Genomic DNA, 12460 nt, shown 5'->3' on the forward strand with positions numbered 1-12460 from the left:
GGTCGCTGCGGGGCGGCGGGTGCCGCCCCCTCGCGAGCAGCCGCCATCGCTGCCGCCGGTCTGGTCTGGCGAGGGGGCCGACACTCGCGCCGCCCCTCCGCTCCGTGCGCCCTGTGGTCGGGTGCTGCTGTGGTCGGGGCGCCAGCGACGGCGTGGGTCCTGGGCCGACGTCCGCGAGGACGGCTGGAGGTCTCGAGGCTCGTCGCCGGGGCTCCTCGCACCTCGACCATCGTCGGGCCGGCCACACGGTGGTCGAGGTGCGAGGCCGGCCACGGCCGAGCCTCGAGACCTCGTAGGTCAGACGGCGGTGGAGGATGGGGGCGTGGCGAAGAAGAAGGCCGGGGGGACGCCGGCGACGGTGGCGCTGACGCGGGCCGGGGTGGCGTTCGAGCTGCGCGAGTACGACCACGACCCGCGGGCGGAGTCCTACGGGCTGGAGGCGGCGCAGGCGCTGGGGGCCGACCCGGCGCGGGTGTTCAAGACCCTGCTCGCCGAGGTGGACGGCGTCCTGACCGTGGCCGTCGTGCCCGTCACCGGCCAGCTCGACCTCAAGGCCCTCGCGCGCGCCGTCGGCGGCCGCAAGGCGGCGATGGCCGACCCGACCGACGCCGAGCGCGCCACCGGCTACGTGGTCGGCGGCATCAGCCCCCTGGGCCAGCGGCGCCGCCACCCCACCGTCGTCGACGCCGGCGCGCTCGAGTTCGAGACGGTGCTCGTCTCGGGGGGTCGACGCGGGCTCGACCTCGAGCTGCGACCGGCCGACCTGGTCGCGGTCGCCGAGGCGACCACGGCCCGGATCGGCCGGTCGTGAGGGTGTGAAGGTGTTGCGGCGGCTCAGTCGAAGGTGACCCGCAGCCGGCTGTGGGCGACGTCGTCGTCCGACCACACCGACCAGCCCAGCGCGCTCAGCGGCTTGACGTTGTCGATGACCTCCTGGTCGCCCGACTCGGCCACGAGGCGGTCGAGCCAGCCGTCGGCGTCGAAGTCGACGAACAGCACACCGGCGGCGTCGCCGGACTCCTCCACGACGTCCTGGTACTTCTCGGAGTCGCCGAGGTCGCCGTCCTCGAGCAGCTGGGTCACGTAGTCCTCGTTGAAGCCGGCCGCGACGGTGTCGTCGTCGGACTGCACGCTGAGCATGTCCTTGAGCTCGGCCGGGGTGCTCGGGTTGCCGAGCAGCTTGTCGACGACGGCCTCGATGCTGTCGGGGTCGCCCTGCACCTTGATGCCGCCGAGCACGGCGCTCGGGTCGCTGTTCGCCGCCGCGAAGTCGGTGGACCCGTTCAGCGCGAACGCCGCGGAGTCGCCGGCGAGCGTCTCGGCGTCCTCGGGCAGCGACAGGCCGGTCTCGGTCTCGATCTGGGCCAGCGCCTCGTCGATGTCGACCATGCCGCCGCTGAAGCTGGCGACGTAGTCGGTGATCTCGCCGAACCAGCCGTCCTCGAAGCCGAGGCCGAAGGCGATCGCGGTGTCGGAGGGCAGCGTCGAGACGACGTCGTCGCCGCGGTCGGTCGCGTAGAGCTCGCCGAGGCCGCCGAAGTCGACGTTGGACGCCGTCTCGAGCTCGAGCCCGCCGTCCTCGAAGCGCACCGTCATGGCCGCGCCGTCGAAGTCGGCGAACATCTTCTCGACCTGCTCGGTGGTGGCGTCCGTGGCGCTGGTGTCGGGGCCCTCGCAGCCCAGGTCGGACTCGTCGGGCAGCCCGGAGTCGGACTCGCTGCCCGGCGCGGGGGCGGGCTCGATCGTCTCGGCGCAGGCGTAGTCGGTCAGCGAGACGCTGCGGGCGAAGGTGTCGGCGATGAAGGTGCCGGCCTCGGGCGAGGCGTAGGCGTTGACGATGCCCGCGTCGCCGACCGCGTCGGTCCACTTCTGGTAGGCGTCGGTGTCGGAGAGCGGCTCGTCCTCGGCCGCGTCGACGACCTGCTGCGCGAGGTCCTCGGTCTCGGCGACGACGGCCCAGTCGCCCTCGATCACCCAGCCGCCGGCCTCGGACGACGTCGCCGGCTCCTCGGCCGGCGCGTCGGAGCCCTCCGCCTCGGAGGGGCCGCTGGTGGTGACGTCGGGGCCGGCCGCGCAGTCGCGCAGCGCGGCGAGGCCGTCCTCGGCCGCGTCGGCGTCCTTGACCTGGACGACGCCCACCACCGTGGGCACCGGGTTGCCGTCGTCGTCCTTCTCGCCGAGGTCGACGGCCGCGACCCCGAGGCGGTCACCGAGCCACGGCTCGATGTCGTCGCCCCACGAGACGTCGGGGCAGAGGCCGCCGTCGCTCTGGGCCATGTCGAAGACGTACTCGCGGACGTCGTCGTCGGAGCCGAGGTCGACCTGCTCGGCGAAGGCCGGGAACTTGTTGAGGGTGTCGAGGGCCTCGATCTGCTGGTCGCCGCTCGGCTTCAGGTCGATGCTGATGTAGCCGAGTGTGCTGGCCGGCAGGGCCTCGGCCGGCTGCGCGCCGGTGGCGAAGAAGGTGCTGTAGACCGCGAAGGCGCCGCCGGCGAGGGCCGCGACGCCCACGACGGTGCCGCCGGCGAGGATCGCCTTGCGGCGGCCGCCGCCCGTGCCGCCCTGCGTCGGGTGACCCGGCGGCGGCATCGGGCCGCCGGCGCCGCTCTCGAGCACCTCGGGCGGGCGGTAGCCCGGGGGCGGGCCGTAGTTCGGGGCCTGCTGGGGCGAGGTGCCCCACGGGCCGACGGTCTGGTCGGCGCCGGGACCCTGCGCGTGGGGAGGCTGCTGGGGCGGCGGGCCGGGGGGCTGGTTCGGGGGGCCGCTGGGGGGCTGGTTGCTCGACATGGGGTCTCCCGGTGTGGACGGTCTGGGCGAGGCTGGCACCGATCAGCCGACCGCCCGATCGGCCGCGCGGCGCGATCGTACGTTCCAGGCTGTGGTGCTGTTCCTTCGACGCGTCTTTACCCGGCGGGGTTCCGGCTCAACCATCGGCGGTCGTCGCCCTCGAGCCGCTCGAGCTCCTGCTTGCCGGCGTCGACACCGGTGGTCAGCAGGTAGGTCAGGGCGAGGCCGAGCAGCGCACCGAGCGGCCAGACGACCAGGGGCGCGTGGTCGTCGAAGCCGAGCCGGCCGGGCAGCACGGTGAGCGGGTCGGCGGTCGCCGCCAGCTGGTTCGGGTCGGCCGGGCCGAGCGCACCGCCGACCTTCAGGCACACGTAGGCGGCGAGCACGCTGCCCGCCGCGACCGCGACCAGGGTGACGAGCTCGGACCGGCGGCAGGCCAGGGCGGCGAGCGTGCCGAGCAGCACGCCGCCGACCAGGCCGATGACGGCGTACCAGCCGACGATGCCGAAGGACCCGCGCAGGTCGTCGAAGTCGAGGACGAGGAAGTCGCCCTGCACCCGGCCCGACTCGACCCACCGACCGTCGAGGACGGTGCCGTCGGCCGGGTTGGCCAGCCGGTGCCACAGCCACGCGGCACCGACGGCGACCGCGGCGAAGACCAGCAGCACGACGGCCGCCTCGACGAGGGACCCGCGCCAGGGGACCCGGGCGAGGTGCGGGCGGACGGCCGCCCACGAGGGCCGCTGCCGGGCCGCGGCGTGGGCGGTCGTCATCCGGCCAGACAACCCGGTCCGAGCAGCTGCTTCAAGTCGGCGAACAGCGCAGGGCTCGGGGTCACCCGCAGCCGGTCGTCGAGGCGCATCACCTTGGTGGCCTGGCGCGAGAGCAGCCGCAGCCGCACCTCGCTCATGCCGGGGTGGGTGGCGAGCACGTCGCGCAGCTGCTCGATGACCGGCGCGGTGCACCGGGTCGACGGCAGGCTGATCGTCACCGGCCCGCTCGTGCCCGCGCTGAGGTCGGGCACCGAGACCTCCTGGCCGTGGATCTCGGGCTGGTCCTTGCTGCGCGAGAGACGGCCCTTGACGGTGAGGATGGCGTCCTCGACCAGGTGGGGGCTGGCCAGCTGGTAGGAGCTGGGGAACAGCAGGACGTCGATGGCGCCGTCGAGGTCCTCCAGCGTCACCATCGCCCACGCGTCGCCGCGCTTGGTGATCTTGCGCTGCACCGAGGTGACCAGGCCGCTGATGGTGATCGAGGAGCCGTCGGCGCGCTCCTCGTCGAGCATCAGCTGGCCGATGGTGCAGTCGGTGCCGGCCGAGAGCACGTGCTCGAGGCCGAGCAGCGGGTGGTCGGAGACGTAGAGGCCGAGCATGTCGCGCTCGTGGCCCAGGAGCGTCATCTTGTCCCACTCCTCGATGTCGGGGACCTCGACGTGGGTGCCCGCTCCCCCGACGTCGGCGGCGTCGAGCAGGTCGAACATCGAGTCCTGACCGCCCTCGGTGTTCTTCTTCGCGTCGACGAAGCGGTCGACGGCGTCGTCGACGATGGCCACGATCGCGCGCCGGCGGTGCTTCATGTCGTCGAAGGCGCCGGCCCGCGCGAGGGAGTCGATGACCCGCTTGTTGCACGCCTGCAGCGGGACCTTATCCATGAAGTCGTTGAAGTCCTCGTAGCGCCCGCGCTCGGTGCGCGCGGAGACGATGAGGTCGACGACGTTGGCGCCGACGTTGCGCACCGCGGTGAGCCCGAAGCGGATGTCGCGGCCGACGGGCGTGAAGTCGGCGGCCGACTCGTTGACGTCGGGCGGCAGCACCTGGATCTTCATGCGGCGGCACTCGTTGAGGTAGATCGCCGACTTGTCCTTGTCGTCGCGCGTGGAGGTCAGCAGCGCCGCCATGTACTCGGCCGGGTAGTTGGCCTTGAGGTAGGCCGTCCAGTAGGAGACCAGCCCGTAGGCGGCCGAGTGCGCCTTGTTGAAGGCGTAGTCGGAGAACGGCAGCAGGATGTCCCACAGCGTCTTGATCGCGGCCGGTGAGTAGCCGCGCTCGCGCATGCCGCCGGAGAAGCCCTCGTACTGCTTGTCGAGCTCCTCCTTCTTCTTCTTGCCCATCGCGCGACGCAGGATGTCGGCCTGTCCGAGGCTGTAGCCCGCCAGCTTCTGGGCGATGGCCATGACCTGCTCCTGATAGACGATCAGGCCGTAGGTCTCGCCCAGGACGTCGGCCAGCGGCTCGGCCAGCTCGGGGTGGATCGCCTCGACGGGCTCGCGGCCGGTCTTGCGGCGCGCGTACTTGTTGTGCGAGTCGGCGCCCATCGGGCCGGGGCGGTAGAGCGCGCCGACCGCGGAGATGTCCTCGAAGGTGTCGGGGCGCATCGAGCGCAGCAGGGCGCGCATGGGGCCGCCGTCCAGCTGGAAGACGCCGAGCGTGTCGCCGCGCTGCAGCAGCCCGTAGGTGGCCTCGTCGTCGAGCGGCAGCTGTTCGAGGACGACGGTCTCGCCCCGGTTGGCCTCGATGTTGCGCAGCGCGTCGTCGAGGACGGTGAGGTTGCGCAGGCCGAGGAAGTCCATCTTGATCAGGCCGAGGCCCTCACAGGTGGGGTAGTCGAACTGGGTGATCATCGCGCCGTCGGCGGGACGCTTGAGCATCGGGATGATGTCGAGCAGCGGCTCGCTGCTCATGATCACGCCGGCCGCGTGCACGCCCCACTGCCGCTTGAGCCCCTCGATGCCCATGGCGGTGTCGACGACCTTCTTGACGTCGTGGTCGCCGTCGTAGAGCGCACGGAACTCGCCGCCCTCGCCGTAGCGCTTGTGGGCGGGGTCGAAGATGTCGCGCAGCGGGACGTCCTTGCCCATCACCGAGGCCGGCATGGCCTTGGTGATGCGGTCGCCCATCGCGAAGGGGTAGGCCAGGATGCGCGAGGAGTCCTTGACGGCCTGCTTGGCCTTGATGGTGCCGTAGGTGACGATGTAGGAGACCCGGTCGTCGCCGTACTTGTCGGTGACGTAGCGGATGACCTCGCTGCGACGACGCTCGTCGAAGTCGATGTCGAAGTCGGGCATCGAGACGCGGTCGGGGTTGAGGAACCGCTCGAAGATCAGGCCGTGCTCGATCGGGTCGAGGTCGGTGATGCGCATCGCGTAGGCGACCATCGAGCCCGCGCCGGAGCCGCGGCCCGGGCCGACGCGGATGCCGTTGTTCTTGGCCCAGTTGATGAAGTCGGCGACCACGAGGAAGTAGCCGGAGAACCCCATCTTCGTGATGACGCCGATCTCGAAGTCGGCACGCCGGCGGACGTCGTCGGGCACGCCGCCGGGGTAGCGCGCGCGCAGCCCGGTCTCGACCTCCTTGACCAGCCAGGAGTCCTCGTTCTCGCCCTCGGGGCAGGGGAAGCGGGGCATGAAGGTGCCGCTGCCCTCGGTGAAGGAGACGTCGCACCGCTCGGCGATCAGCAGCGTGTTGTCGCAGGCCTCGGGGTGGTCGCGCCAGATGTGGCGCATCTCCTCGGCCGACTTCAGGTAGTAGCCGTCACCGGAGAAGGCGAACCGCTGCCCGGGGCCGTCGCCGGCCGGGATGTCCATCGTCGAGCCGGAGTTGATGCAGAGCAGGTGCTCCTGGGACGGCGCGTCCTCGCGCATCACGTAGTGGCTGTCGTTGGTGGCCAGCAGCGGGATGCGGAGGTCGTCGGCGAGACGCAGCAGCCCGTCGCGCACGCGGCGCTCGATGTCGAGGCCGTGGTCCATCAGCTCGAGGAAGTAGTTCTCGCGGCCGAGGATGTCCTGGAAGTCGCCGGCGGCCTGGCGGGCGGCGGCGTAGTTGCCGTAGCGCAGGTGCACCTGCACCTCGCCCGAGGGGCAGCCGGTGGTGCCGATGAGGCCGCGGGCGTGGGTGGCCAGCAGCTCGCGGTCGGCGCGCGGGTGCTGGAAGAAGCCGTCGCGCCAGGCCCCGGTGGAGAGCCGGAACAGGTTGTGCATGCCCTCGGTGGTCTCGGAGAGCAGCGTCATGTGCGTGTAGGCACCGCGCGAGGAGACGTCGTCGGGGCCGCCGTCGTAGAAGTTCACGCGCTTGCGCTCGAAGCGGCTGATGTTGGGGGCCATGTAGGCCTCGATGCCGATGATCGGCTTGACCCCGGCGGCACGCGCGAGCCGGTAGAACTCGTAGGCGCCGAAGACGTTGCCGTGGTCGGTCATGGCGACCGCCGGCTGCCCGAGCTCGGCGGCCCGCTGGGTCAGCGCCTTGAGCCGAGCCGCCCCGTCGAGCATCGAGTACTCGGTGTGGACGTGCAGGTGGGCGAAGGAGCTGGATCCGGAGCCGTGCGACATCGCTGGTGCGGTCTCCCTCGGGTCGGGTTGCGGACGTGCGGCAGTGGACCCGGCTGCGATGGAGCGGCGGACGGGCGACCTTCTGGGGGAAGGCCGTCAGCCTACGCGAGCCGGTGGCCCGATGGTGGCAGGACGCACTGACAGTCCGCCGACGCCGGCCGGGCCGGGGTCAGGCGGTGGCGCCCGGCCACTCCATGCGGAGGTCGGGCTCGTGCTCCTCGTTCTCGGCGCCGTCGGTGTGCTCGCGCTCGAGGAGGCCGTGGCGGGCGTAGAAGGCGCGGGCGGGGGCGTTGGACTCGAAGACCCACAGGCTGAATCCGGACGGGCGGCGGGCCTTGGCGAGGTCGAGCAGCATCGAGCCGAGCCCCTGGCCGGCGCGGTGCGGGGCGACGTACAGGTCGTCGAGCCAGGTGTCGGTCAGGCGCACGTAGGCGACGACGCCGCCGGGGTCGCCGTCGTCCTCGGCCACCCAGAGCTCCTCGCCGGCCTCGAGCCGCCCGATGAGGAAGGGCAGGTGCTCGCTGTCGTCGTGCACGCTCGGCGGCATCGGGGCCGCGGCCCGGCTCGCGAGGTGCACCCGCGAGACGGCGGGCAGGTCGGCCACGGTGGCGGGCCGCACGACGACCTGTCCGGTGTCGGGGTCGGAACCGGGGTCGGCGTCCGGCTCAGGTGGCCTCACGCACCGCCTCCAGCGAGCGGGCGAGGTCGTCGGGGTAGGGCGACTCGAAGCTCACGTGGGCGCCGGTGTCGGGGTGCTCGAAGCCGAGCCGGACGGCGTGCAGCCACTGCCGCGTGACGCCGAAGCGGCGGGCGATGGTGGGGTCGGCACCGTAGGTGAGGTCGCCGACGCACGGGTGGCGCAGCGCCGACATGTGCACCCGGATCTGGTGGGTGCGACCGGTCTCGAGGTGGATCTCGAGGAGGCTGGCGAACCGGTGCGCCTCGAGGGTCTCGTAGTGCGTGACGCTGGGCCGCCCGCCCTCGCGGACCGCGAAGCGGTGGTCGGCCCCGGGATGCCGGGCGATGGGGGCGTCGACGGTGCCCTCGAGCGGGTCGGGGTGGCCCTGCACGAGCGCGTGGTAGATCTTGTCGACCGTCCGCTCGCGGAAGGCGTCCTTGAGCACCGAGTAGGCGTGCTCGGACTTCGCGATCACCATCACGCCCGACGTGCCGACGTCGAGGCGCTGCACGATGCCCTGCCGCTCGGACGCGCCGCTCGTGGCGATGCGGAAGCCCGCGCCGGCGAGGTGACCGACGACGGTGGGGCCCGACCAGCCCGGCGAGGGGTGGACGGCGACGCCGACCGGCTTGTCGATCACCACGATCGAGTCGTCGTCGTGCAGGATCCCGATGCCCTCGACGACCTCGGGGACGACGTCGAGCGGGTCGGACTCGACCGGGATCGTCACCTCGAGGACGCCGCCCGGCAGCACCCGGTCGCTCTTGCCGACCTCGGCGCCGTCGAGCCGCACGAGGCCGCGCGAGATCAGCTCGGCACTGCGGGTGCGCGAGAGGCCGAGCATGCGGGCCATGGCGGCGTCGACCCGCTCCCCCGCCAGCCCGTCGGGGACGAACAGGGTGCGGTGCTCGCCGACGTCGTGGCTGCTCACGCCTGGCTCACTCCGCCCGCTCCTCGGCCGGGGCGGGCCGGTCGGCCGGGTCGTCGGTGCCGGCCGCCTCGCCGTCGGCGTCGGCCTCGTCGTCGGGCTGCCCCTCGCGGGTGCCGTCGATGCGGACGCCGCGGAAGGCCTGCACGATGATCAGCACGGCGGCGACGTTGATGCACACGTCGGCGATGTTGAAGACCGGCCAGTTCGGCAGCATCAGGAAGTCGACCACGTGGCCGCGGAACGGGCCGGGCTCGCGCAGCAGCCGGTCGGTGAGGTTGCCCGCGACGCCGGCCAGCAGGACGCCGAGCGCGACGGCCCAGAGCGCGCTGCCGACCCGGCGGACGTACCAGAGGACGCCGAGGGTGGCCAGGATCGCGATGACGGTGATGACCGGCGTGATCCCGGTGCCGGTGCTGAACGCCGCGCCGGGGTTGAAGGTCAGGTGCAGCTGCAGCAGCTCGCCGACGACCTGGACGTCGGGCCGCCCGTCGAGGGTGCGCGTGGCGACGACCTTCGAGACCTGGTCGGCGGCGTACGCCACGAGGGCGACGGCCGCGAAGAGCACCAGCAGCCGGCGGGACGTGCCGGGCTGGGCTACCGGCGTTCCTCGCGCTGCTTGCATGTCATGCAGAGTGTGGCACGCGGGAAGGCCATGACCCGCATCTTCCCGATGGGGTCACCGCACGACTCGCAGACCCCGTAGGTGCCGTCGTCGATGCGCGCCAGGGCCCGGTCGATCTGGGCCACCTTGTCGCGCTCGTTGGTGAGCACGGTGAGCTCGTGGTCGCGCTCGAAGGTGGCCGCGCCGAGGTCGGCCTGGTCCTGCCCGGCGCCGTCGCCGGCGTCGCGCAGCAGGCCGGTGAGCTCGTTCTCGATGCCGGTGACGATCTCGCTGCTGTGGGCGCGCTGCTCGTGGAGCTCGGTCAGCACCTCGTCGAGCTCGGCCTTGGTCCAGGCCGTTTCCCCCGCGCCGACGACGAGCGCGCTGGGGGCGGCCTTCCTCGCCGCGGCGGGCGCGGCCTTCTTGGCGGGCGTGGCCTTCTTCGCGGGCGTGGCCTTCGTGGCCGGCGTCGCCTTCTTCGCGGGCGTCGCTTTCTTGGCCGACATCGCCTTCTTGGCCGACGTCACCTTCTTGGCGGACGTCGTCTTCGCAGGCGTGGCCTTCTTGGCCGGTGTCGCCTTCTTGGCCGGCGTCGCCTTCGTGGCCGGTGTCGCCTTCTTCGCCGGCGTCGCCTTCTTCGCCGAGGTGGCCTTCTTCGCGGGCGTCGCCTTCTTCGCCGAGGTCGCCTTCTTCGCCGAAGTGGCCTTCTTCGCCGGCGTCGCCTTCTTCGCCGAAGTGGCCTTCTTGGCCGGCGTCGCCTTCTTCGCGGGCGTCGCCTTCGTCGCCGGCGTCGTCTCGGCCGGGGCCGCCTTCGTGCCCGGGACGGCCTTCTTGGCGGTGGACAGGGCCTTGCGCACGCCCTGGGCGAGCTTGCGGGTGCTGGTGCGGACCATCGGCGCTCGGCCTCCGTCTCCCCGACCACGCCACGGTGCGCGGCTCGGACGGCACGCACGGTAGCGGCTCGGGAGGCCCACGTCGGTGCGGCACCCCGCACGCGTCCCTTCGACAGGCTCAGGGCCCGTCGGGCTGGCTACCCATCGACAGGCTCAGGGCCCGTCGGGCTGGCTGCCCATCGATAGCGTCAGGGTCCGTCGGGCTGGCTGCCCATCGACGGGGTCAGGGTCCGTCGGGCCGCCAGACGCGACGACGGCCACCCCGGGACCGGGGTGGCCGTCGTCGATGGTTCGTGGGGCTGGGGCTCAGCCCTCCTCCTCGCCGAGGATGGAGCGCAGGCGCTTGGGCGCCGCGACCTCCTCGCGGGGCGGCTCGGCGTCGCCGGCGCCGTTGAGCGCCTCGAGCTGCTGGGTGAAGTAGCTCTTGAGCCGCGAGCGGTACTCGCGCTCGAAGGAGCGCAGGTTCTCGACCTCGACGCTGAGCTTGTCGCGCTCCTTCTCGAGGTCGCCGAACAGCTGCGTGCGGCGCTCGGCGGTCTCGGCGTCGAGCATCTGCGCGCGGGTGCGGGCGTCGGACTCGACCCGGTCGGCACGACCCTTGGACTCGACGTCGAGGCGCTCGGCCTTGGTGCGGGCCTCGCCGATGATGCGGTCGGCCTCGTTCTTGGCGTCCTCGACGAGCTCGTCGGCGTTGCGCGTGGCGATCTCGAGCAGACGCGCCGCGGCGTTGGAGGCCTCGGGGACCGTCTCGACGCGGATGGTCTGGATCTCGTTGCCGGCCGACGGGGCCGCCGGGGCGGCGGCCGCGACCGGCACGGGCGCGGTCGGGGGCGGCTCGGGCTTCTCCATCACGGGCGGGGTCGGCTCGGGCTGCGACGGCTGCGAGAAGCCGGACGGCGCGCCCTGGCTCGAGGGACCCGACTGGCCGGACTGGGCCGCGGACAGCTTGGTCCGCAGGTCGTCGTTCTCGCGGGTCAGCCGGGCGAGCTCGGCCTCGACCTCGTCGAGGAACTGGTCGACCTCGCTCATGTCGTAGCCCTCGCGGAGCCGGACGGGCGTGAAGCGCTTGTTGCTCACGTCCTCGGGCGTCAACGGCATGACTTCACTCGATTCTTCGTCAGTTGGTGCGGGTGGCGACTCGGGGGTGCAGACGTGGTGCGCCTGGTGACGCTGATGCGTCCCGAGCACCTTAGCGCCTGACGGGTGGGTCGGGCTCCTCAGCCCTGATCAGGCTCCCGCGAGCTGGCGGCCGACGATCGTGACGACCACGTAGGCGCTGATGAAGACGATCAGGAAGCTGAGGTCGAGGGCGAAGTTGCCCAGGCGCAGCGGCGGGATGACGCGACGCAGCGCCTTGATCGGCGGGTCACAGACGGTGTAGACGCCCTCGAGCACCACCAGCAGCACGCCGTGGGGGCTCCACGACCGAGCGAAGACCTGCACCCAGTCGACGATGAAGCGCACCCACAGGCAGCCGATGAAGACCCACAGCAGTGCGTAGAGGATCTGGAGCGCGACGATGACGGTGTCCTGGGTCTCGGGAACGAACGGTGCGGCCGGTGCGAGCGGTGCGCGCCCGGCGTCCCCGAGGATAGGCGGGCGGACCCAGCCGACCCAACGGCAGCGGGACGACGGCCCGGGGGCCGCGCGGCGCCGGGGTCAGCTCTGGTTGAAGAACCCGCCACCCTCGGCGATGCGCTGCTTGTCCTCGGCGGCGACCGTGACGTTGGCCGGCGAGAGCAGGAAGACCTTGTTGGTGATGCGCTCGATGGTGCCGCGGGTGGCGAAGACCAGGCCGGCGGCGAAGTCGACGAGACGCTTGGCGTCGTTGTCGTCCATCTCGGTGAGGTTCATGATCACCGGGATGCCGTCGCGGAAGTGCTCGCCGACGACGCGGGCCTCGTTGTAGGTGCGCGGGTGCAGCGTGGTGATGCGGGAGAGCTCGGCGACGTCGTGGGCCTGCGGCACCGGGGCGGCGGCGGGGACGGCGGCGACGGGGCCGCGGCGGCGCTCGTCGAGGTGGGCGACCGGGGCGGCCGGACGCTCCTCGCGGCGCTCGCGACGGGTCTCCTTGCGCTCGACGGGCCGCTCGGCCGCACGGCCCACCGGCTCGGTCTCGTGCGTCTGGTGCTGCGGGTCGTCGTAGGCGCGGTCGTAGTCGTCGTACTCGTCGTAGCGACCGGTGTCCTCGAGCAGGCCGAGGTACTCACCGATCCTGCGCATCGCCCCGCTCATGGCACTCCAC

Annotated in this window: 11 protein-coding genes; 1 reads left to right on the top strand and 10 read right to left on the bottom strand. The window is 72.4% G+C overall.

Going from position 1 to position 12460, the window contains the following annotated elements; genetic code table 11:
• Positions 1–322: 322 nt before the first annotated feature.
• Positions 323–811 (top strand): Cys-tRNA(Pro) deacylase, encoded by a 489-nt coding sequence (gene ybaK, locus ABEA04_RS14670; protein ID WP_345459907.1) that lies wholly within the window; start codon positions 323–325, stop codon positions 809–811.
• 23 nt (positions 812–834) lie between these two features.
• Here the strand turns inward: ybaK and ABEA04_RS14675 are convergent, their stop codons facing one another.
• The 10 genes from ABEA04_RS14675 to ABEA04_RS14720 form a co-directional block, all read right to left on the bottom strand.
• A complete protein-coding gene (locus ABEA04_RS14675; protein ID WP_345459910.1) occupies positions 835–2787 on the bottom strand; it encodes a DUF3352 domain-containing protein in 1953 nt (650 codons plus the stop codon).
• A 116-nt stretch (positions 2788–2903) separates the two neighbouring features.
• Complete coding sequence (locus ABEA04_RS14680) at positions 2904–3560, bottom strand: hypothetical protein (protein ID WP_345459913.1); 657 nt, start codon at positions 3558–3560, stop codon at positions 2904–2906.
• Entirely contained in the window at positions 3557–7111 is a 3555-nt protein-coding gene (gene dnaE, locus ABEA04_RS14685) for a DNA polymerase III subunit alpha (RefSeq protein WP_345459916.1), read from the bottom strand. The genes ABEA04_RS14680 and dnaE overlap by 4 nt, the downstream gene beginning before the upstream one ends.
• Positions 7112–7280: 169 nt before the next feature.
• A complete protein-coding gene (locus ABEA04_RS14690; RefSeq protein ID WP_345459919.1) occupies positions 7281–7790 on the bottom strand; it encodes a GNAT family N-acetyltransferase in 510 nt (169 codons plus the stop codon).
• Positions 7777–8721: an RluA family pseudouridine synthase gene (locus tag ABEA04_RS14695; protein WP_345459922.1), complete on the bottom strand. Its 945-nt coding sequence runs from the start codon at positions 8719–8721 to the stop codon at positions 7777–7779. The genes ABEA04_RS14690 and ABEA04_RS14695 overlap by 14 nt, the downstream gene beginning before the upstream one ends.
• Before the next feature lie 7 nt (positions 8722–8728).
• The gene (gene lspA / locus ABEA04_RS14700; RefSeq protein WP_345459925.1) at positions 8729–9343 is read right to left on the bottom strand and encodes a signal peptidase II; all 615 of its coding nucleotides are present in this window, start codon (positions 9341–9343) and stop codon (positions 8729–8731) included.
• Positions 9316–10215 carry a TraR/DksA family transcriptional regulator gene (locus tag ABEA04_RS14705; RefSeq protein WP_345459928.1) on the bottom strand — a complete coding sequence of 300 codons (900 nt, stop codon included), beginning with the start codon at positions 10213–10215 and terminating at the stop codon, positions 9316–9318. The genes lspA and ABEA04_RS14705 overlap by 28 nt, the downstream gene beginning before the upstream one ends.
• Positions 10216–10521: 306 nt before the next feature.
• The gene (locus ABEA04_RS14710) at positions 10522–11313 is read right to left on the bottom strand and encodes a DivIVA domain-containing protein (RefSeq protein ID WP_345459931.1); all 792 of its coding nucleotides are present in this window, start codon (positions 11311–11313) and stop codon (positions 10522–10524) included.
• Positions 11314–11442: 129 nt separating this feature from the next.
• The gene (locus ABEA04_RS14715) at positions 11443–11736 is read right to left on the bottom strand and encodes a YggT family protein (RefSeq protein WP_345460356.1); all 294 of its coding nucleotides are present in this window, start codon (positions 11734–11736) and stop codon (positions 11443–11445) included.
• A gap of 138 nt (positions 11737–11874) precedes the next feature.
• The gene (locus ABEA04_RS14720) at positions 11875–12450 is read right to left on the bottom strand and encodes a cell division protein SepF (protein WP_345459934.1); all 576 of its coding nucleotides are present in this window, start codon (positions 12448–12450) and stop codon (positions 11875–11877) included.
• Positions 12451–12460 lie beyond the last annotated feature (10 nt).

It is taken from the genome of Nocardioides marinquilinus, assembly GCF_039543705.1.
GTDB classification, from domain to species: domain Bacteria; phylum Actinomycetota; class Actinomycetes; order Propionibacteriales; family Nocardioidaceae; genus Nocardioides; species Nocardioides marinquilinus.

Bases quoted from the DNA above. Each gene is read 5' to 3' on its own strand.
- ABEA04_RS14720 (WP_345459934.1), bottom strand. From the start codon at position 12,450: ATGAGCGGGGCGATGCGCAGGATCGGTGAGTACCTCGGCCTGCTCGAG.
- ABEA04_RS14710 (WP_345459931.1), bottom strand. From the start codon at position 11,313: ATGCCGTTGACGCCCGAGGACGTGAGCAACAAGCGCTTCACGCCCGTC.
- ABEA04_RS14675 (WP_345459910.1), bottom strand. From the start codon at position 2,787: ATGTCGAGCAACCAGCCCCCCAGCGGCCCCCCGAACCAGCCCCCCGGC.
- ABEA04_RS14705 (WP_345459928.1), bottom strand. From the start codon at position 10,215: ATGGTCCGCACCAGCACCCGCAAGCTCGCCCAGGGCGTGCGCAAGGCC.
- ABEA04_RS14680 (WP_345459913.1), bottom strand. From the start codon at position 3,560: ATGACGACCGCCCACGCCGCGGCCCGGCAGCGGCCCTCGTGGGCGGCC.
- dnaE (WP_345459916.1), bottom strand. From the start codon at position 7,111: ATGTCGCACGGCTCCGGATCCAGCTCCTTCGCCCACCTGCACGTCCAC.
- lspA (WP_345459925.1), bottom strand. From the start codon at position 9,343: ATGCAAGCAGCGCGAGGAACGCCGGTAGCCCAGCCCGGCACGTCCCGC.